Annotated in this window: 15 protein-coding genes and 1 pseudogene; 8 read left to right on the top strand and 8 right to left on the bottom strand. The window is 66.4% G+C overall.

The genetic code is table 11. The features are described 5' to 3' along the window. The first annotated feature begins 29 nt into the window (after nt 1-29). Entirely contained in the window at nt 30-1,400 is a 1,371-nt protein-coding gene (creD, locus tag BLQ58_RS16020) for a cell envelope integrity protein CreD (protein WP_092599931.1), read from the top strand. A 237-nt stretch (nt 1,401-1,637) separates the two neighbouring features. Here creD and BLQ58_RS16015 read toward each other — a convergent pair whose 3' ends face one another. After that, complete coding sequence (locus tag BLQ58_RS16015; RefSeq protein ID WP_092599928.1) at nt 1,638-2,330, bottom strand: hypothetical protein; 693 nt, start codon at nt 2,328-2,330, stop codon at nt 1,638-1,640. Between the two features lie 202 nt (nt 2,331-2,532). On the opposite strand from BLQ58_RS16015, the gene BLQ58_RS16010 reads away from it, so the two are divergent. The 4 genes from BLQ58_RS16010 (at nt 2,533) to BLQ58_RS15995 (ending at nt 8,034) form a co-directional block, all read left to right on the top strand. Continuing rightward, nucleotides 2,533-3,963 (top strand): aldehyde dehydrogenase family protein, encoded by a 1,431-nt coding sequence (locus BLQ58_RS16010; RefSeq protein ID WP_092599925.1) that lies wholly within the window; start codon nt 2,533-2,535, stop codon nt 3,961-3,963. Nucleotides 3,964-4,065: 102 nt separating this feature from the next. Then, the gene (locus BLQ58_RS16005; RefSeq protein WP_092599921.1) at nt 4,066-6,531 is read left to right on the top strand and encodes a penicillin acylase family protein; all 2,466 of its coding nucleotides are present in this window, start codon (nt 4,066-4,068) and stop codon (nt 6,529-6,531) included. 67 nt (nt 6,532-6,598) lie between these two features. Further along, complete coding sequence (locus tag BLQ58_RS16000; protein ID WP_092599918.1) at nt 6,599-7,318, top strand: glutamine amidotransferase; 720 nt, start codon at nt 6,599-6,601, stop codon at nt 7,316-7,318. Beyond that, entirely contained in the window at nt 7,315-8,034 is a 720-nt protein-coding gene (locus BLQ58_RS15995; RefSeq protein WP_254775981.1) for an MOSC domain-containing protein, read from the top strand. The genes BLQ58_RS16000 and BLQ58_RS15995 overlap by 4 nt, the downstream gene beginning before the upstream one ends. A 12-nt stretch (nt 8,035-8,046) precedes the next feature. On the opposite strand, the gene BLQ58_RS15990 is transcribed toward BLQ58_RS15995, so the two are convergent. Then, on the bottom strand, nt 8,047-8,301 hold the full coding sequence (locus tag BLQ58_RS15990) for a DUF1289 domain-containing protein (protein ID WP_092599912.1): 255 nt from the start codon (nt 8,299-8,301) through the stop codon (nt 8,047-8,049). A gap of 173 nt (nt 8,302-8,474) precedes the next feature. Here BLQ58_RS15990 and BLQ58_RS15985 point away from each other — a divergent pair, with 173 nt between their 5' ends. Beyond that, entirely contained in the window at nt 8,475-8,909 is a 435-nt protein-coding gene (locus tag BLQ58_RS15985; RefSeq protein WP_092599909.1) for a PaaI family thioesterase, read from the top strand. 54 nt (nt 8,910-8,963) lie between these two features. On the opposite strand, the gene BLQ58_RS15980 is transcribed toward BLQ58_RS15985, so the two are convergent. The 5 genes from BLQ58_RS15980 to prpB form a co-directional block, all read right to left on the bottom strand. Beyond that, nucleotides 8,964-10,085 (bottom strand): asparaginase, encoded by a 1,122-nt coding sequence (locus BLQ58_RS15980; protein ID WP_092599906.1) that lies wholly within the window; start codon nt 10,083-10,085, stop codon nt 8,964-8,966. A gap of 287 nt (nt 10,086-10,372) precedes the next feature. Beyond that, on the bottom strand, nt 10,373-11,566 hold the full coding sequence (gene prpF, locus BLQ58_RS15975; RefSeq protein WP_092599903.1) for a 2-methylaconitate cis-trans isomerase PrpF: 1,194 nt from the start codon (nt 11,564-11,566) through the stop codon (nt 10,373-10,375). 21 nt (nt 11,567-11,587) lie between these two features. After that, nucleotides 11,588-14,185, bottom strand: a complete 2,598-nt coding sequence (gene acnD / locus BLQ58_RS15970; protein ID WP_092599900.1) for a Fe/S-dependent 2-methylisocitrate dehydratase AcnD — start codon at nt 14,183-14,185, stop codon at nt 11,588-11,590. Nucleotides 14,186-14,266: 81 nt separating this feature from the next. Then, complete coding sequence (gene prpC / locus BLQ58_RS15965; protein WP_092599897.1) at nt 14,267-15,424, bottom strand: bifunctional 2-methylcitrate synthase/citrate synthase; 1,158 nt, start codon at nt 15,422-15,424, stop codon at nt 14,267-14,269. Nucleotides 15,425-15,538: 114 nt separating this feature from the next. Next, a complete protein-coding gene (gene prpB / locus BLQ58_RS15960) occupies nt 15,539-16,447 on the bottom strand; it encodes a methylisocitrate lyase (protein ID WP_092599894.1) in 909 nt (302 codons plus the stop codon). Nucleotides 16,448-16,749: 302 nt separating this feature from the next. Between prpB and prpR the strand changes: the two genes are divergently transcribed. Together prpR and BLQ58_RS15950 are read left to right on the top strand one after the other, a co-directional pair. After that, entirely contained in the window at nt 16,750-18,768 is a 2,019-nt protein-coding gene (gene prpR, locus BLQ58_RS15955) for a propionate catabolism operon regulatory protein PrpR (protein ID WP_092599891.1), read from the top strand. Nucleotides 18,769-19,003: 235 nt separating this feature from the next. Beyond that, nucleotides 19,004-19,636: pseudogene (locus BLQ58_RS15950) on the top strand (Fic family protein); the annotation flags it as partial. Between the two features lie 17 nt (nt 19,637-19,653). Here BLQ58_RS15950 and egtB read toward each other — a convergent pair. Continuing rightward, complete coding sequence (egtB, locus tag BLQ58_RS15945) at nt 19,654-20,952, bottom strand: ergothioneine biosynthesis protein EgtB (RefSeq protein WP_092599889.1); 1,299 nt, start codon at nt 20,950-20,952, stop codon at nt 19,654-19,656. Nucleotides 20,953-21,134: the final 182 nt, after the last annotated feature.

The raw sequence follows: 21,134 nt of genomic DNA, 5'->3' as shown, positions 1-21,134 counted from the left end.
CTTGCGGCATCTCCACTCGCAAGACTCCCATGAACAAGGCCCTGTTTTACCGAATCGCGATCATTGCCGGCGTCATCCTGCTGTTGTGGATCGCGCTGCAGATGGTGCTTGGCATCGTGCGCGAACGCAGCCAGTACCGCGACGCCGCCGAGCAAAGCATCTGGCAGAGCTATGCCGGCCCCCAGACCCTGACGGGCCCCATCATCGTCGTGCCCTACAAGGAGGTGGTAGCCGTGGCGGTGGCCGGCAACGCGCCGCAGCAGAATCGTGAGGAAAGCCGGCGGCTGCTGGTGTTTCCGAAGACGCTGCAGGTGCGTGCCGACGTGACGCCGGGGGAGCGATATCGCGGCATTCACAAGACCATCGTCCATGAGACGGCCACGCAATGGCAGGGCACGATCGCATTGCCGGACCTGACGTCGGACGAAGACCTGCCGAAGTCCGTCGGCCATGTCCGCTTCGAGATGGGCCGGCCCTATGTGGTGCTGGGGGTGGGCGACATGCGCGGCCTGATGTCGCAGCCTGTCCTGCAACTCGACGGCAAGCCCGTACGGCTGCAGCAGGGCGCGCGGCTTGAAAGCCTGCCGCAGGGCCTGCACGCGCGGATCGACGTGGGCGGCGCCGCTGGCAAGCCGCTCGATGCCCGCACCGTGCCATTCAGCCTGACGCTGGCCGTGCTGGGTGCGCGGTCAATGTCGCTGGTGCCCGTGGCCGACCACAACCAGTTCACGATGCGCTCAGCGTGGCCGCATCCGAGCTTCGACGGCAATTTCCTGCCTCGCCAGCGTACGGTGACCGACGACGGCTTCACCGCCGAATGGTCCGTCACGGCCTTCAACACCAATGTGCGCGACCAGCTGGCCGGCAATGCGGGGGCGGGTAGCCGGATGTCGCTGGAGGCTACCTCGGTCACGCTGATGGAGCCCGTGAACATCTACGTCAAGGCCGAGCGGGCCGTGAAATACGGGCTGCTGTTCGTGCTGCTGACCTTTGCCGGCCTGTACCTGTTCGAACTGGTCAAGACGCTACGCATCCACCCGATCCAGTACCTGCTGGCCGGGCTGGCCCTGGCAATGTTCTTCCTGCTGCTGGTCAGCCTGTCGGAGCACGCGCCGTTCCTGGCGGCCTATCTCGCGGCCAGCGCAGCCTGCATCGGACTGCTCGGCTTTTATCTCACCTTCGTGCTGCGCAGCTGGCAACGCGGCGCGGGCTTCGCGGGGCTGCTGACCGCGCTGTACGGGGCGCTGTATGGGCTGCTGGTGTCGGAGGACAACGCGCTGGTGCTTGGCTCGCTGCTGCTGTTCGTGATACTGGCCGGCATCATGGCGATCACGCGCAAGGTGGATTGGTACTCGGTGGGCAGCCCGGCCCCGGCATCGAGCCCGGAGGGCGGCGCGTAGCCGGGGCACTTCCGCGCCTTGTTTGGCAAGGAAGGGTCGGTCAGTACGTCGCCAGCCAGCCGGGCATACGTGGCAAGCATGAAACGTGTGCCGACCGGCGCGGCGGAATAGGCACGCGGTTCCAGTTCCTGGGCTATCGCGCAATGGGCAAGGGCGCCAAGGCCAGGCAGCAGGCACCGAACCCATCGCGCGTGTGCCGCCGGTTTGCCCGGTGCCCGCATGTTCCGTGTCCTGGGCCTAGCGCGCCGGCGCCACTCCCATTTCCGCCAGCAGGTCGTCGAGCTGGTCGATGATCGCGTGCGCGGTGATCTCGCCCTTGGACTTTTGCAGCGCCGTGCCCAGCGTGTCGCGCAGCGCCGCCAGTTCCACCACGGTGGACGCCTTTTCCACCTTTACCTGCAGCACGTAGCCGCGCAGTCCCAGGTGGTTGCCGATCACGTCGGTATAGAAGTGGTAAAGCCGCTTGTAGCCGTCGGCACCGGCCGGGGTGCCGGCGGCCACGGGCGACATGGCTGGCGCGATGGTGGTGTCGGCCAGCACGTCGCGCTCTTCCACACGGTCGTCGATACCCTTGCCGCCCGCCGAATTGAAGCCCGAATAGGCAGCGAACAGATTGGTGTCGGCGGGTTTGCGGACGCCGGCCTGCCTGCCGGGCCGCGCGGCAGATGCTCCCGACGCCCCCGACGCTCCCGACGAGGGCGGGGCCTGTCGGGCCGGGTCCGGCAATGGCGCGATCAGCCCCAGCGCCAGCAGGGTGTCGAATGCCTCCTCGGCCACCCCCATGCCGCCAACTTGCGCCAACAGCGCCGATTTGGCGCGTTCTCCGTTCACGATCAGCAACAACGCACGCAGTTTATGGTCCAGCTTGCGTGCGCGGGTACGGATTTCCTCCTGACCAGCCTCCGTCTTCTGATAGATCGGGTCGACCATGTCTCGCTCCTTTTGTTATGGATCGGCCGCCCGCGGCGAGAGCCCTCGGATCGCGTGCCTGCACGGCCGATTATCGCCATCTTGTTGTCCGGACCAGTCCGCGTGGATAAAAATTCGAATCCGCAAACCGGCCTACAATGTGGTGCTCCATAAAAGTAACAAAAATTTGCAATTGCCGATCCACCTGATGAGGGCTGTGGCCATGCAACAACGAGACAAACTGTTTATCAACGGCAAGTGGGTGGCACCCCACGGCACCGGCAGCATTGAAGTGATCCATTCCGCCACCGAGGCGGTGATGGGCAAGATCCCCGAGGGACACGCCCGTGACGCCGAGGACGCCATCGCGGCCGCTCGCGCCGCATTCGAGGGCTGGTCCGCCACGCCGCCGGCCGAGCGCGCGCGCTATATCCGCAAGATTGCCGAAGGTCTGAAGGACCGCGCCGAAGAACTGGCCCAGATGATCGCGGGCGAAGTGGGCATGCCGATCAAGCTGGCGCGGGCCATCCAGGTGGGCGGCCCGGTTTACAACTGGGGCCAGGCGGCCACGCTGCTGGAGGGCTTTGCCTTCGAGGAGCAGGTGGGCAATTCGCTGGTGGTGCGCGAGCCCGTGGGTGTGGTCGCGGCCATCACCCCGTGGAACTACCCATTGAACCAGATCACCCTGAAGGTGGCGCCGGCGCTGGCGGCGGGCTGCACGGTGGTGCTCAAGCCGTCGGAAGTGGCGCCGCTCAATGCTTTCGTGCTGGCCGAGGTGATCGACGCGGCCGGGCTGCCGCCGGGCGTGTTCAACCTGGTGACCGGCTACGGGCCGGTGGTGGGCGAGGTGCTGGCCAGCCATCCGGATGTGGACATGGTGTCGTTTACCGGTTCGACCCGGGCCGGCAAGCGGGTGTCGGAACTGGCGGCGCACACGGTCAAGCGCGTGGCGCTGGAACTGGGCGGCAAGTCGGCGTCGGTGATCCTGGACGACGCGGACCTGCCGCAGGCCGTCAAGGGCACCATCAGCGCCTGCTTCCTGAACTCGGGCCAGACCTGCTCGGCGCATACCCGCATGCTGGTGCCGCGCAGCCGCTATGACGAGGTCAAGGCCATCGCCGCGAAGGTGGTGGAAGGCTTTGCCGTGGGCGACCCGCTGGCCGATACCACGCGCCTTGGGCCGCTGATTTCCGCGGTGCAGAAGGAACGCGTGACCGGCTATATCCGTCGCGGGCTGGAAGAGGGCGCCGAACTGGTGGCTGGGGGCCCCGAGACCCCGGCCGGCTTCGAGCGCGGTTTCTTCGTCAAGCCAACCGTCCTGGGCAATGTCGATCCGAAGGCGACCGTCGCCCAGGAAGAGATTTTCGGGCCGGTGCTGTCGGTGATTTGCTATGACACCGAGGAGGATGCGATCCGCATCGCCAATGACAGCATCTATGGGCTGGGCGGCGGTGTCTGGTCCGGCGACGAAGCGCGGGCGATCAAGGTGGCGCGCCGCATCCGTACCGGCCAGGTGGATATCAACGGCGGCCCGTTCAACATGAACGCCCCGTTCGGAGGCTTCAAGCAGTCGGGCAACGGCCGCGAAGGCGGCAAGTTCGGGCTGGAGGAATTCCTCGAATACAAATCGCTGCAACTGAAGAAGCCCGCCTGACGGGGCTTCGACAGACGCAACTGCAATGCCCGGCGAGTCCGGGCATTCTTGTCTGCGCGGAAATCTGCGATGCTTGCGTCTTTCCACGGGGAGAAACGTCGAATGCGCTGGTTCAAACGGGTGGGCTGGATACTGTCGGGCGTGCTGCTGATCGGGCTGACGGGCGCCATCGGCGGCTATATCTGGTATCGCCAGGCTTCGCAGCCCGATACCGCCGGCACGATGCGCCTGCCCGCACTGCGCGACCGCGTGGTGGTGGTGCGCGACCGCAACGCCGTGCCCCATATCCAGGCCGCCAATGCGCTGGATGCCTACTACGCGCTGGGCTACGTCCATGCCCAGGACCGGCTCTGGCAGATGCAGATGAACAAGCGCATCGTGGCCGGCCGGCTGGCCGAGATCCTGGGCCCGAGCGCGCTCGATACCGACCGCTTCCTGCGCACCATGGGCGTGCGCCGCAACGCCGAGGCCGTGCTGGCCCAGACCCCGCCGGAAACCCGCGCGGTGCTGCAGGCCTATGCCGATGGCGTCAATGCCTATATCGATACCCGGAAGGCAGCCCTGCCGCCCGAATTCCTGATCCTGGGGACGAAGCCGGAGCACTGGGAGCCGGCCGACACGCTGGGCTGGCAGACCATGATGGCCTGGGACCTGGGCGGCAACTGGCGCCAGGAGGTGCTGCGCATGGGCTTGGCCCAGCAACTGCCCACGTCTCGTATCGCCGAGATCCTGGCTCCGTATCCCGGTGACAAGCCGCTGCGGACGATGGACTACGCCAGCTTCTACCGCAAGCTGGCGCCCGTTGCCACGGCCATGGCGCAGCTGTCCGAGCGCGCGCCGGCCGGCTATGTCGATGGCATGGGATCGAACAACTGGGTGGTGTCGGGCGCGCACACGCGCAGCGGCAAGCCGTTGCTGGCCAATGATCCGCACCTGGGGCTGCAGGCGCCCGGGCTCTGGTACTTCGCGCACCTGCAGGCCCCGGGGCTGGACCTGACCGGCGCCACGCTGCCTGGCGCGCCGCTGGTGGTGCTGGGCCATAACAGGCGCATCGCGTGGGGGTTCACCAATACCGCGCCCGATGTGCAGGACCTGTATATCGAGCGGATCGACCCGGCGAACCCGAATCGCTACCAGACGCCCGACGGCTGGGCCGAGTTCGAGACGCGCCAGGAAGTCATCCGGATCAAGGGGCAGCCCGACCTGACGCTCAATGTCCGGACAACGCGACATGGCCCGGTGATGTCGGACGTGGCCGAGCCCATCAGCGCGGCGGCCAAGCCGCTGGGCGCGCAGTATGTGGTGTCGTTCCAGTGGACGGCGCTCCGGCCGGACGACCGGACCTTCCAGGCCAGCCTGAAGATGGGCATGGCCTCGGACTGGAAGAGCTTTGTCGGCGCGCTGCGCGAGTTCCATTCGCCGCAGCAGAACATCGTGTACGCCGACGTGGACGGCAATATCGGCTTTATCGCGCCGGGACTGGTGCCGATCCGCCGGGCCGACAACGACCTGATGGGGCTGGCGCCCGCGCCGGGCTGGGACGCGCGCTACGACTGGCAAGGCTTCATTCCGTTCGACCAGCTGCCGCGGCGCTTCAATCCGCCGTCGGGCACGATCGTGACGGCCAACCAGAAGATCGTCGACAACGACTATCCGTTCTACATCACCAGCGAATGGAGCGTGCCGTACCGCGCCCAGCGCATCCAGACACTGCTGGATGCCGAGCCGCACCATACGCCGGAGACCTTCGGCACGATCCAGAAGGACGTGGTGTCGCTGGCCGTGCGCGATGCCTTGCCGCTGCTGCTGGCCGCACCCGTGGCCAGCGATACTGCCCGGCCGGAACGCGAACGGCGGCTGTTCGATGCGTTGCGCAAGTGGGATGGCACGATGGCCGCCGATCGTGCCGAGCCGCTGGTGGTGACGGCCTGGCTGCGCGAACTGTCGCGCCTGCTGTTCGAGGACAAGGTCGGCGATCCGATGTTCACCAGCCTCTGGGACCAGCGCAACGTACAGTTGCCGATGCTCAATGCCATGCGCGATCCGAAGGGGCTCGGCGCATTCTGGTGCGACAACGCGCGTACCACGGCGCGCGAGTCGTGCGCGGTCACCATCGGCCTGGCCTGGCAACGCGCCATTGCCGACCTGGATCAGCGTTATGGCGATGACCCGGACAAATGGCGCTGGGGCAAGGCCCATGCGGCGCGGTCGGAGCACAAACCGTTCGGCAAGGTGCCGTACCTGGCCAACCTGTTCAATATCCGCGTCCGGACCGGCGGCGACACCTATACCGTGGACGTGGGCCGGCACAGCCTGCGCGACGAAGCGGCGCCGTTCGAGAATACCCATGCGGCCAGCCTGCGCGCGATCTACGACCTTGCTGACTTGTCTGATTCGCGTTTCATGTCGTCAACCGGGCAATCGGGCAATGCGCTGTCGCCGCACTATCGCGACTGGACCGATAAATGGGCGGCAGTGCAGTACATCACGATTGGCGGGCACCGGCGCAACCCCGGTGGTGACAGCTTCGACACACTTGTGTTGCAGCCTGTGAAAGACAAGCCATGATGCAGTGCGGTATCGTACGGGGCTGCATTCGAATCCGAGCCACCTTTTCCAGCAGGAGTGTCAGTCGATGAGCGAACCCAGGCGCCAGTTGCGTACCGATGTCATCCAGCACGTTGCCTTCGAGCATGCGGGTGTGATTGCAGATGTGGCGCGCGACCGAGGCCATGACATCCGCGTCTACCAGGCTGGCGTGGACGACCTGACCCTGGTGCAGACCGATCCGGCCGATCTTCTGGTGGTGCTGGGCGGTCCCATCGGCGTTTACGAGACCGAGGCCTATCCGTGGCTGGAGGCCGAGATCGGCGTGATCCGGCAGCGCCTGGCAGACGAACTGCCGATCATTGGCGCCTGCCTGGGCGCGCAGCTGATTGCCGCCGCCTCGGGCGCACGCGTGTATCCGGGCACGCGCGAAATTGGCTGGGGACAGATCCAGCCGACCGACGCCGGGCGCCGTTCGCCGCTGGCGGTGCTGGCCAACGCCGACTGGGAAGTCCTGCATTGGCACGGCGATACCTTCGATCTGCCGGAAGGCGCCGAATTGCTGGCATCCACGGCAGCCACGCCGAACCAGGCCTATGCGATCGGCAAGCACGTGCTGGCGCTGCAGTTCCATCCCGAGGTGAAGGCCGGCGATATCGAGACCTGGCTGATCGGCCATACCGTCGAGCTGGCCAAGGCCGGCATCGATCCGCGCACGATCCGCCGCCGTACGGCCGAGATCGGTGCCACGGTGGCCAGTGCTGGCGAACTGATGTTTGCGCGATGGATGGAGGAAGCGGGGCTGTGAGCAGGGGCCGTACCGACAATATCGACGTCCGGATCGATGCGCTGCTGGCGGGCCGGGTGCGGCCTTTCGGGCCCAAGGGCGTGCCGAGCGGCATCGACAAGACGGGAGTCGACGGGCCGGTGCGTGTGACCACCGTCGGGCTCGACATCGACGAACAGGGCGATCCGAAACACCACGGCGGGCCCGAGAAGGCGATCCACCACTATCCGCGCGACCACTACGCTGGCTGGCGGGGCGAACTGGCCGGGCATGGCGGCAATGTCGACGTACTGGAACGCGCCGGCGCGTTTGGCGAAAATCTGAGCACAACGGGTTTGACGGAGGCCGATGTCTGCGTCGGCGACCGCTTCCGGCTGGGCACGGCACTGGTGGAGGTGTCCCAGGCCCGCCAGCCGTGCTGGAAGCTCAATCATCGCTTCGGGTTTGCGGGCATGTCGCGCGCCGTGCAGGGTAGCGGCCGCACCGGCTGGTATTACCGCGTGATCGAGGAGGGCGGGCTGGCCGCTGGCGATCGCCTGGTGCTGGTGGCGCGGCCCTATCCGGACTGGAGCCTGCAGCGGCTGCTGCACGTGCTCTACGTCGATCGGCTCAATATCGCGGCGCTGGCCGAGATGGCGGAACTGCCAGTCCTGGCAGAAAGCTGGCGGAAGCTGGCCCGCCAGCGCGTGGCGAACCACGCGGTCGAGGATATGGAAAGGCGCCTGGCCGGAGGCTGAGGCGCCGGGGCGTTATTCCTGGCGGAATCGCCACGCCGTGGCTTCGCGCGTGATGCGCTCCCAGATCGTCTGCTTTTCTTCCTCGCTATAGAACACCCAGTTGCTGACTTCGGCGGCGGTGCGGCCGCAGCCCTGGCATACCTCATCGAACAGTGTCGAGCAGATGCCGATACAGGGGCTGTCCGGGCGGTCGCTCAGGCGCGTCTGGGCCTCGTCCTGGGCGGAAGTGTCGGGCGAAGTGAGCGAATCGGGGGTATTGGCGGACATGAAGCGGGCGCTGCGAAAAGAGGCCGTCTAGCGGCTGGCCGCACATTATAAACGCCCGGCCCCGGCGCTTTCGGCACTTGGGGATTACCCCTGAGGTCATTGTGGACCCCTTGACGGCCATCTACCCTTGACGGGTCATGATTCCAGTCCAGTTGATGCCAGGGAGGCCGTACATGTCCAGCCAGTCCGTCGATCCTCGCAATGCCGCCATGCTCGCATCGGTGCTGGGCGGATCGCCCGTGGCGCGCGCGCTCGGGATTCGCTTCGATGTGGTGACGCCCGATCATGTGGAGCTGCTGCTGCCATTCAGCATGAGCAACATCACCGTGGGCGACATGGTCCACGGCGGCGTCATCGCCACGCTGATCGATGTGGCCGGCGCGGCCGCGGCATTCACTGCGGTGGATCTGGAGGTAGTGAAGGGCGGAGCGACCGGATCGCTGTCGATCCAGTATCTGGTACCGGCAAAGTCGGCCACGCTGCGTGCCGTGGCCGACGTGGTACGCCGGGGCAAGCGCCAGGTGGTCACCGAGGTGTCGGTCTTTGCCGAGAACGAGGCGGAGGCCGTGCTCGCCGCCAAGGCGCTGATGAGCACGGCGCTGCTGTAGGCAGTCAAGCGGCCCCGGGGGCGCCGGGGCCTTGCAGGTCAACCCTTCCAGCGATCAGTACTTCCAGAAGATCTGCTGCAGGGCCTTCGGGTCGTTGGTCTTGGTCAGTGCCAGCGCCATCAGGATGCGCGCCTTCTGCGGCAGCTGGTCGTCGGTGACGATCCAGTTGTACTTGTCGTCCGGCTGCTCGGCGTTGCGCACGACGATGCCGCTGCCGGTGCGCGAGGCCCGCACCACCTGCACGCCCTTGGCTTGCGCGGCCTTGAGCGGCTCCACCATGTAGTCGCCCACGCTGCCGTTGCCGGTGGCGGCGTAGACGATGGCCTTGGCGCCGTTCTTCACGGCCGCGTCGATGCTGGCCGGATTCACGTTGCCGTAGGCGTAGACCACGGCCACTTCAGGCAGCTTGTCGATCTTGTCGATGTCGAACTCGGTCTGCAGCGTGTGCGGACGGGCCAGCGTGCGGTAGTACAGCGTGCGGCCTTCCACCACGTAGCCCAGCGGGCCGAACGGCGAGCGGAACGTCTCGGTCTTGAACGTGTTGGTCTTGGTCACGTCGCGGCCGGTGTGGATCTCGTCATTGAGCACCACCAGTGCGCCCTTGCCCTTCGAGGCCGGGCTCGAAGCCACCAGCACGGCATCGTAGAGGTTCAGCGCGCCGTCGGCGCCCAGCGCCGTGCCCGGACGCATCGAGCCAACCACCACCACGGGCTTGTCGCTCTTGAGCGTGAGGTTCAGGAAGTAGGCCGTTTCCTCGATCGTGTCGGTGCCGTGCGTGATGACGATGCCGTCCACGTCAGGCTGCTTGAGCAGTTCCGACACGCGCTTGCCCAGCTTCAGCAGGCGCTCGTTGTTGAAGCTCTCGGAGCCGATCTGGAAGATCTGCTCGCCCTTGACGTTGGCGACCTTCGAGATTTCGGGCACCGAGGCAATGATCTTGTCCACGGGCACCACGGCGGACTGGTACGCCGCGGTGTTGGTGGCCGATGCACCCGCGCCGGCGATGGTGCCGCCAGTGCCGATGATGACGATGTTGGCCTTGCGCGCTTCGGCCGTGGTGCCGGCGGGCGCGGCGGCGCTGGCCGAAGGGGCCAGTTGGGCGTGCGCGGTGCCGGTCAGCAGCGCGGCGGACAGCAGCAGGGTGGCAAGGGTGGTGAGCTTGGCAGGTCGTTGCATGATTCTCCTCTGGTCGGCGCGGTGCGTGATTCTTGTGGAAACCGCATGGGCCGCTTTTGATTGGTTCGTTGAACCGCCGCAAGCCGCAATGGTTCGCGAACGGAGCGAGAACTATAACCATGCCACGACGTTGCGTCGACAACTTCAACAGAATCCTTGCAACCCGGAAACGTATGCTGGATAAGACAAAGCGGCATTCTTCGGTCAGGAAGAATGCCGCCCGGTGACGACAATTTCAGAGGAGTCCTAGCGCTACGCCAGACCCATCGCATGGCAGAAGGGTTCGGCTAGAACGCGTCTCCCGGCACGCGCACCCAGCCTTCCATCAGCACGCGTGCGCTGCGGCTCATGATGGCCTTCCGCACCGTCCACTGGCCATCGACCAGCGCGGCCTGCGCGCCCACGCGCAGCGTGCCCGACGGATGGCCAAAGCGCACGGCCTCGCGTTCTCCGCCGCCGGCCGCCAGGTTCACCAGCGTGCCCGGCACGGCAGCCGCCGTGCCGATCGCCACGGCCGCGGTGCCCATCATCGCGTGGTGCAGCTTGCCCATCGACAGCGCGCGCACCAGCAGGTCCACGCCACTGGCCTCCACCGTCTTGCCGCTCGACGCGGTATAGGTGGCCGGCCGGGCCACGAACGCCACCTTGGGCGTGTGCTGGCGCTTCTTCGCCTCGTCGATATCCTGGATCAGGCCCATGCGCCTGGCGCCGTAGGCCCGGATCGTCTCGAACATCGCCAGCGCCTTCGGGTCGCCGTTGATGGCGTCCTGCAACTCCGTGCCGGTGTAGCCAATGGCTTCCGCCTCGACGAAGATCGTCGGGATGCCGGCATTGATCATCGTGGCGCGGAGCGTGCCCACGCCGGGCACTTCCAGGTCGTCGATCAGGTTGCCGGTGGGAAACATCGCGCCGCCGCCGTCGTCGCCTTCCTCGGCGGCCGGGTCCATGAATTCAAGCTGGACTTCGGCGGCCGGGAAGGTCACGCCATCCAGCTCGAAATCGCCGGTTTCCTGCACCGCGCCGTTGGTGATCGGCACGTGCGCGATGATTGTCTTGCCGATATTGGCCTGCCAGATCTTCACGGTCACGGTTCCATTTTCAGGAATCCGCGATGCCTCGATAAATCCGTTGCTGACCGCGAACGGCCCCACGGCCGCCGACAGGTTGCCGCAGTTGCCGCTCCAGTCCACGAACGGCTGGTCGATCGACACCTGGCCGAACAGGTAGTCCACGTCGTGGTCAGGACGCGAGCTTTTCGCGATGATCACCGTCTTGCTGGTGCTCGACGTGGCGGCGCCCATGCCATCGATCTGCTTGCCGTACGGATCGGGGCTGCCGATCACGCGCATCAGCAGGCGGTCGCGTGCTTCGCCGGGCTTTTGTGCCGATTCGGGCAGGTCCTGCAGCCGGAAAAACACACCCTTGCTGGTGCCGCCACGCAGATACGTGGCGGGAATCTTGATTTGAGGTACGTAAGCCATCGTAGTTTTCCTAATCACCGATCAGGCTGCTGCGCGCGACGATTCCAGGAAATCCTGGGCAAATCGCTGCAGCACGCCGCCGGCCTCATAGATCGACACTTCCTCGTCGCTGTCCAGGCGGCACAGCACCGGCACTTCCACCTTTTCACCGTTCTTGCGATGGATCACCAGCGTCAGCTTGGCGCGCGGGCGGCGTGCGCCAACCACGTCGAACGTCTCGGTGCCGTCGATCCCCAGCGTCAGGCGGTTGGTGCCGGGCAGGAATTCCACCGGCAGCACGCCCATGCCGATCAGGTTGGTGCGGTGAATGCGCTCGAAGCCTTCGGCCACGATGGCTTCCACGCCGGCCAGCCGCACACCCTTGGCAGCCCAGTCGCGCGACGAGCCCTGGCCATAGTCGGCCCCGGCCACCACGATCAGCGGCTGCTTGCGATCCATATAGGTCTCGATGGCCTCCCACATGCGCACGACCTTGCCCTCGGGCTCGATGCGGGCCAGCGAACCTTTCTTGACCGCGCCATCGACCACGGCCATCTCGTTGATCAGCGTCGGGTTGGCGAACGTGGCGCGCTGGGCGGTCAGGTGGTCGCCGCGGTGCGTGGCGTACGAGTTGAAGTCTTCTTCCGGCAGGCCCATCTTCGCCAGGTACTCGCCGGCCGCGCTGTTGCGCAGGATGGCGTTGGACGGCGACAGGTGGTCGGTGGTGATGTTGTCGCCCAGCACCGCCAGCGCGCGCATGCCGCGCAGCGTGCGCTCGCCGGCCAGCGCGCCTTCCCAGTACGGCGGGCGGCGGATGTACGTGCTTTGCGGGCGCCAGTCGTACAGCGGATCGATCGACGTGTCGTTCTCGGCGTGCAGCGCGAACATCGGCTCGTAGACCTTGCGGAACTGCTCGGGCTTCACGCTCTGCCTGACGATCGCGTCGATTTCCTCGTCGCTCGGCCAGATATCCTTCAGGTAGACCGGCTTGCCGCTCGCGTCGGTGCCCAGGGCATCCCGCTCGATATCGAAGCGGATCGTGCCGGCGATGGCGTAGGCGACCACCAGCGGGGGCGACGCCAGGAACGCCTGCTTGGCGTACGGGTGGATACGGCCGTCGAAGTTGCGGTTGCCCGACAGCACGGCCGTGGCGTACAGGTCGCGGTCGATGATCTCCTGCTGGATCTTCGGATCGAGCGCGCCCGACATGCCGTTGCACGTCGTGCAGGCGAACGCCACGATGCCGAAGCCGAGCTTCTCCAGGTCGGGCAGCAGGTTGGCTTCTTCCAGGTACAGCTCCACCGCCTTCGATCCCGGCGCCAGCGACGACTTGACCCACGGCTTGCGCGTCAGGCCGTGCGCGTTGGCGTTGCGCGCCAGCAGCGCGGCGGCAATCACGTTGCGCGGGTTGCTGGTGTTGGTGCAGCTCGTGATGGCGGCGATGATGACCGCGCCGTCGGGCATCTGGCCCGGCGTTTCCTCCCACTTGCCGGCAATGCCACGCGCGGCCAGGTCGGACGTGGGCAGGCGCTTGTGCGGGTTCGACGGACCGGCCATGTTGCGGACCACGGTGGACAGGTCGAAATGCAGAACCCGCTCGTATTCGGCCGTCTTCAGCGCATCGGCCCACAGGCCGGTGGCCTTGGCGTACGTTTCCACCAGCTGTACCTGGGCTTCGTCGCGGCCGGTCAGGCGCAGGTATTCGGTGGTCTGCCCGTCGATGAAGAACATCGCGGCCGTGGCGCCGTATTCGGGCGCCATGTTCGAGATCGTGGCGCGGTCGCCCAGCGTCAGGCTCGACGCACCTTCGCCACGGAATTCCAGATACGCGCCGACAACCTTTTCCTTGCGCAGGAATTCGGTCAGGGCCAGCACGATGTCGGTGGCGGTGATGCCGGGCTGGCGGCGGCCGGTCAGCTCCACGCCGACGATGTCGGGCAGGCGCATCCATGACGCACGGCCCAGCATCACGTTTTCGGCCTCCAGGCCGCCCACGCCGATGGCGATCACGCCCAGTGCGTCGACGTGCGGCGTGTGGCTGTCGGTGCCTACGCAGGTATCGGGGTAGGCCACGCCGTGGTCGGCATGGATCACGGGCGACATCTTTTCCAGATTGATCTGGTGCATGATGCCGTTGCCCGGCGGGATCACGTCGACGTTGCGGAACGCCTTCTTGGTCCAGTTGATGAAATCGAAACGGTCTTCGTTGCGGCGATCCTCGATGGCGCGGTTCTTGGTAAACGCGTCGGGATCAAAGCCGCCACATTCCACGGCCAGCGAGTGGTCGACGATCAGCTGCACCGGCACCACCGGGTTGACCTTGGCCGGGTCGCCGCCCTGGTCGGCGATGGCGTCGCGCAGGCCGGCCAGGTCTACCAGCGCGGTCTGGCCCAGGATGTCGTGGCAAACCACGCGGGCCGGGAACCACGGGAAATCGAGGTCACGCTTGCGTTCGATGAGCTGCCTGAGCGAATCGGTCAGCGTGGCAGGGTCACAGCGGCGCACCAGGTTTTCGGCCAGCACGCGCGACGTGTACGGCAGTTTGTCCCAGGCGCCCGGGGAGATGTCATTGACGGCGGCGCGGGCGTCGAAATAATCGAGGCGGGTCCCGGGCAGCGGCTTGCGGTAGGCAGTGTTCATGGCGACGTGAGGACTGTGCGTGCCTGCCACCGCGCGGCGGATAGCCGGGCCGGGTGGCGGCACTGTTGTTGTTGCAATGGATCAGGCGCGCTTTTCGATCGGCACGAATTTCAGGTCTTCCGGGCCGGTGTAGTTGGCCGTCGGACGGATGATCTTGTTGTCGATCCGTTGCTCGATCACGTGCGCGGCCCAGCCCGACGTACGGGCGATCACGAACAGCGGGGTGAACATCGCGGTGGGCACCCCCATCATGTGGTAGCTCACGGCGCTGAACCAGTCCAGGTTCGGGAACATTTTCTTGGCGTCGGCCATGACCGTTTCCAGCCGCTCGGCGATGTTGAACATCTTCATCGAGCCGGCGTCCTTCGACAGCTTGCGTGCCACTTCCTTGATCACCACGTTGCGCGGGTCGGAGATCGTGTACACCGGGTGACCGAATCCGATCACCACTTCCTTGTTTTCCACGCGGCGGCGGATGTCGGCCTCGGCGTCGTCCGGGGTGTCGTAGCGTTTCTGGATCTCGAACGCCACTTCGTTGGCCCCGCCGTGCTTCGGGCCGCGCAGCGCGCCGATGCCGCCGCAGATGGCCGAATACATGTCGGAGCCGGTGCCGGCCACCACGCGGCAGGCAAACGTCGACGCGTTGAACTCGTGCTCCGCGTAAAGGATCAGCGACGTCTGCATCGCGCGTTCCCACAGCTTGCTGGGGGCCTCGCCGTGCAGCAGGTGGAGGAAATGCGCGGCAATCGATTCGTCGTCGGTTTCCACCTCGATGCGACGGCCGTTGTGGCTGTAGTGATACCAGTACAGCAGCATCGACCCCAGGCTGGCCATCAGGCGGTCGGCGATGTCGCGCGCGCCCGGCGTGTTGTGATCGTCCTTCTCGGGCAGCACCGTGCCCAGCACCGACACGCCCGTGCGCATCACGTCCATCGGGTGGGCGCTGGCCGGCACCCATTCCAGGGCGGCCTTCACGTTGGCGGGCAGGCCGCGCAGGGCCTTCAGCTTGGTCTTGTAGGCGACCAGTTCGGCCTTGTTGGGCAGCTTGCCGTGCACCAGCAGGTGGGCGATTTCCTCGAATTCGCACGTATCGGCGATATCGAGGATGTCGTAGCCGCGATAGTGGAGATCGTTCCCGCTACGGCCAACGGTGCACAGGGCGGTGTTGCCGGCGGCAACGCCCGACAGGGCAACGGATTTCTTGGGCTTCGGCGTGGCCAGCGGTTGAGCTTCGGACATCTGGGTCTCCTTGTTTCGATTTCGAGTGTTTGGGGTGCGTGCGGTCATGGTGGGTGTCCTATTGCAGCGCAACAGACCGCATCGCAAAGAATAGCGCGTACGTGTGCGGGGTCGTTACCGGGCCTTGCCTTGGGCGAACAGTGCGTCGAGCTTCTGCTCGTAGGCATGGTAGTCGATCCGCTCGTAGAGTTCGGCACGCGTTTGCATGGTGTCGACGACGTTTTTCTGGGTGCCGTCGCGGCGGATGGCCGCAAAGACGTTCTCGGCAGCCTTGTTGGCGGCGCGGAACGCCGACAGCGGGTACAGCGCCATGGCCACGCCCACGCCGCGCAGGTCGTCGAGCGTGAAATACGGGGTGGCGCCGAACTCGGTCAGGTTGGCCAGCACGGGCACCTTCACGGCGTCCACGAACCTGGCGTACATCGCCAGGTCGGTCATGGCTTCCGGGAAGATGGCGTCGGCGCCGGCTTCGGCGCAGGCCACGGCGCGCTCGATGGCGGCGTCCAGGCCTTCGACGGCCAGCGCGTCGGTGCGGGCCATGATGACGAAGTTCTCATCGGTACGGGCATCCACGGCGGCCTTGATGCGGTCCACCATTTCGTCCTTGCCGACGATCTCCTTGTTCGGGCGATGGCCGCAGCGCTTGGCGCCGACCTGGTCTTCGATATGCATGGCGGCGGCGCCAAACTTGATCAGCGATCGCGTGGTGCGCGCCACGTTGAAGGCCGACGAGCCGAAGCCGGTATCCACGTCCACCAGCAGTGGCGTGTCGCAGACATCGGTGATGCGGCGGATATCGGTCAGCACATCGTCGAGATTCGAGATGCCCAGATCCGGCAGGCCCAGCGAGCCCGCGGCCACGCCACCGCCCGACAGGTAGATCGCGCGATACCCGGCGCGCTTGGCCAGCAGCGCATGGTTGGCGTTGATCGTGCCCGGGATCTGCAGCGGGGTCTCGTCGATCAGGGCCTGGCGGAAGCGGGCACCCGCGGAGCGGGCAAGTTCGTTGGCGGAAAAAGTCATGGCGTGAAATCTCTGGTTGGTTCGATCCTGCATCGGGGGCAGGGCGGCAATCTAGCGCAAGGGGTGTGCCAGCGGGCCAAAACACGGGGCCGGCGTCGCCCGTGCGTCATTCCGATAGGCAGAAACCCTTATGCGTCAGTGGGTTAGGTGATGCCGGCGCCCAGTCGTCGCGCCGATGAAGGGCTGCCGGCGTCACAATTAGCCCCAAGCGAATTGCAGTCATGCAATGTTTGCATTTCAAAGTTGAAATGCCTTGGGCATGCGCGCACAATCGGCAAATCGATCCATCGAGTTCTGCCGCCATGTCGTCGCTGCCTGCTCCAATCCCGCTGAACCCCGCTTCCCCGGCCGTCCCCGGTGCCCGGCCGCGCATCTGGGCGATGGGGATCAGCCGCCTGTCGCGCGCCTTCGCCGACCTGATTCCTGCGTACGCCGCCCGCGCGGAATTCCGCATCGTCGGGCGGGCGTTCGAGTCGGCGGCCAGCGCGATCAACCGCGAGGCGCGCGAGAACCGCGTCGACGTGGTGGTGGCCGGAGGCTCCAATGGCGCCTACCTGCGCCAGCACGTGGATGTTCCCGTGGTGCTGGTCAAGGTCACCGGCTTCGACGTCATGAGCGCGCTGGCCACGGCGCGACGCATTTCGCCCAAGGTGGCCCTGGTCACCCATGCGTCCACGTACGCCGAAGTGGACGACTTCGTGGGCACCTTCGGGCTCGATATTCCCCGCTATACCTATTTGACCGAAGACGACGCCACGGCTCGCGTGCGCGCGCTGAAGGAAGAAGGCATCCGCGTGGTGGTGGGGCCCGGCATGGTGACCGACCTGGCCGACAAGTACGGGCTGATGGGCGTGTTCCTGTATTCGGGTAACGCCGTGCGGCTGGCGCTGGAAGATGCGATCGAGGCCGCGCGGCTGCGCCGTATCGAATCCACGCGGCGCGATTACGTCAATGCCATCCTGGCGCACCTGAACGAAGGGGTGGCGGCCGTGGACGCCGAAGGGCGCGTGCAGGCGTTCAATCCGGCGATGGAGCGATTCCTGGGCACACCGGCCGGCGCGGCCGTGGGGCGCAAGCTGTCCACGCTGGCGCCTGGCCTGTCGCTGGATGGCGTGATGCAGAGCGGCGCGCGCGAGCTGGAGGCCATCCATCGGCTGGGCGACCGGATGGTGGTGGTCAACCGAATTCCGATCGTCGGCGAGTCCGGCGCTTCGGGGGCGGTGCTGACGATCCAGGACGCCAATGCGATCCATCGCGCCGACCGCAACCTGCGCTCGCGCACGCGGGCCCGGGCGGCGGGCGTGCGCTACAGCCTCGACGACCTGGCCGGCGATTCCCCGGCCATGAGCGACCTGCGGGCGCTGGCGCGGCGCTACGCGGTGGTCGATTCGACCGTGCTGGTCAGCGGGGAAAGCGGCACCGGCAAGGAGGTGCTGGCGCAGGGCATGCACGACGCCAGCCCGCGCCGTGCGTTCCCGTTCGTTGCCGTCAACTGCGCGGCGTTTCCGGAGGCGCTGCTCGAATCCGAACTGTTCGGCTACGAGGAAGGGGCGTTCACGGGCGCCCGGCGCGGCGGCAAGGCCGGCCTGTTCGAATCGGCCCACAACGGCACGCTGTTCCTGGACGAAGTGGGCGACATGCCGCCGGCCCTGCAAACGCGGCTGCTGCGCGTGCTGCAGGAAAAGCAGGTGCTGCCGATTGGCGGCCTGGAGGCCGTGCCGGTCAACGTCCGCGTGATCGCCGCCACCCACCGCGACCTGGCCGCGCTGGTGCGCGAAGGGACGTTCCGCCAGGACCTGTACTACCGGCTCAATATCCTCCGGATCGAAATGCCGCCGCTGCGCGAACGCGCGGCCGACCTGCCGGCGCTGGCCACGCTGCTGTACCGGCGTGCCCAGGAACGACTGGGCATCGACACGCCGCAGCCGCTGCCCGACGTAGTGCGGAGCCGGCTGGCCCGCTATATCTGGCCGGGCAACATCCGCGAACTCGAAAACGTGACGGAACGCATCGCCGTGCTGGTCGCCGGGACGGACCTGACCCCGGCCGCGCTGCAGCGCGAACTGCAGGCGGCCGTCCCGGAACTGTTTTCCGGACACGACATGGCTGTCCTGCAGCCGCCGCCCACGGACATCCCCGAGCCGGGCGGAGCAGGGCCGGCGGGTGTCGCCGGGACGCAGTCTCTGGCTGGCGTCGCCAAGGCAAGCCAGGCCGAACACATCCGCCGCGTGCTGGCCGAATGCGGCGGCAACCGCGCCGCCGCCTGCGCCCAGCTGGGCATCAGCGCCACCACGCTTTGGCGGAGGCTGCGGGAAGGGTGAAGGGAATCCGGTGTGCTTGGCTCTTATAAACGCAATTAACGGCCATGATGGATCGCAATACTCGAAGGCCGTTTCTGCCCTGTGCGTTCATATTCAGGGGGAGCATTCAGGGGGGCGGACTTAGAGGCGACAGATCATGGATGTTCGGCGGACAAAGTGCAGCGATTAAAGCACTTGCGGGGATTGCGGCGCCTAATCACCGCATATTTTGCGGCGATTAGCTTGTCCTTGCGGAGAATCGCCACCTCTGGCGGCGGAGACCGGGCGATTCCTGGATTGGGTCAATGGCCCGCCTGTCGAGCCGCCGCTGGTCCGGGCCGGGCTGGCCCATCTGTGGTTTGTGACGCTGCACCCGTTCGACGATGGCAATGGGCGTATCGCGCGCGCCATTGGCGACTTGATGCTGGCCCGTGCCGATGGCAGTTCGCAGCGGTTCTACAGCCTGTCGGCGCAGATCCGGCGTGAGCGCAATGCGTACTACGACATCCTGGAGCGGACGCAGAAGGATTCGATGGATGTCACGCCGTGGCTCGCCTGGTTCTTCGACACGTTGCTGCGTGCCGTGCAGCAGGCGCACGCCACGCTCGGCGAAGTATTGGCCAAGGCACAATTCTGGCGTCATTGGGGCATGCAGGCGCTCCACGCCCGGCAGGTCAAGGTGCTGAACCGGCTGCTGGACGGCTTCGAGGGCAAGCTCACCAGCAGCAAGTGGGCGGCCATTGCCAAATGCTCCGCCGATACGGCGTTGCGCGACATCAACGATCTGGTGGCGCGCGGGGCGCTACGCAAGGCGGTTGGCGGCGGACGCAGCACGAGCTACGTGTTGAACGACGCGCCGCCGGACGCCCATGGCCGCGCAGGCCATTGAGTGAGTGGCGTCAGCCCTCAAACATCGTCCGCCAGCCGCACCCCCGTGAACTGCCAACGCTGGTGCGGGTAGAAGAAGTTGCGGTACGTGGCGCGGATATGCGATTCCGGCGTGACGCACGAACCGCCGCGCAGCACCATCTGGCTGCTCATGAACTTGCCGTTGTATTCGCCCACCGCGCCGGCACTTGGCCGGAAGCCGGGGTAGGGCAGGAAGGCGCTGGCCGTCCATTCCCAGACATCGCCGAACATCTGCCGCAGCACGCCCGACGTGTTCTGCCGGTCCGGCAGCGGCCGCAGTGAACGGCCTTCGATGAAATTGCCGGTCGCCGGCAGGTTGCGGGCCGCGTGCTCCCATTCGGCTTCAGTGGGCAGGCGGCGTTCGGCCCAGCGCGCGAAGGCATCGGCCTCGAAGAAGCTCACGTGCGTGACCGGGCTTTCCGGGTCGACGGGCTGCATGCCGCGCAGCGTCATGTGCCACCAGGTGCCTTCGCGGTCTTCCCAGTACAGCGGCGCCTCGATGCGATTGTCGCAGACCCAGCGCCAGCCATCGGACAACCACAGTCCGGCGGTCTGGTAGCCGCCGTCCTCGATGAACTCGAACCACTGGCGGTTGCTCACGGGGTGCGAGCACAGCGCATAAGGCTGCAGCAGCACCTGATGACGCGGGGTTTCACAGTCGAACGCAAAGTCGTCGTCGCCGTGGCCGACCGTTACGATGCCGCCGGGCAGCGAGATCCAGTCGGGCGCGGGTCGCGGGTCGGCCACCACCGGCACCGCCATGGCGGGCGCGTACGCCGGGCGCAGCGGATTCTGCGCGAACAAATGGAGGATGTCGGTGAGCAGCAGTTCCTGGTGCTGCTGCTCGTGATGCAGGCCCAGCGTGATCAGCGCGGCTTCGTCATCGGTCTGGGCGGACATCAGCAACGAGAACATGCTGTCGTCCACGGCCTCGCGGTAGGCCAGCACCTCGTCCAGCGACGGTCGGGACAGCAGCCCGCGCCGTGGCCGGGGATGGCGGGCGCCGACCGCTTCGTAATAGGAATTGAACAGGTAACGATACTGTGGGTCCACCGGCTCGTAGTCGGGAATGCGCGCACCGAGCACGAACTCCTCGAAGAACCACGTCGTATGGGCCAGATGCCATTTGGCGGGACTGGCGTCGTCCATCGACTGCACGGTGGCGTCGGCATCGGACAGGTCTGCCACCAGCGCCTCGGTGGCGGCGCGCACGTGGCGATACTGGCTCAGCAGGGCGGGTTCGTGCGGCGGATGACTGGCGGTGGCAGGCAGCAGGGCTGAGGCGGCGGCGGTCATGCAGGCTCCCGGATGACGGCGGATGCAGGATTGGCTGGCAGGTTGTCCAGACAGTCGAACCATCATAGACCCATCCGCGCCGGGGGGCGAGCCGGGTGACTTCCGCGATCCATGTAGGTCCATGCCTACAGCTGCCCGCACGCGGCCGCACGAAAAAAAAGACAGGTACCCCCAATGGGGAT

Origin of the sequence: Ralstonia sp. 25mfcol4.1 (assembly GCF_900104095.1) — a bacterium.
Classification (GTDB): Bacteria; Pseudomonadota; Gammaproteobacteria; order Burkholderiales; family Burkholderiaceae; genus Cupriavidus.
This window is presented reverse-complemented; position numbering and strand designations above follow the sequence as displayed.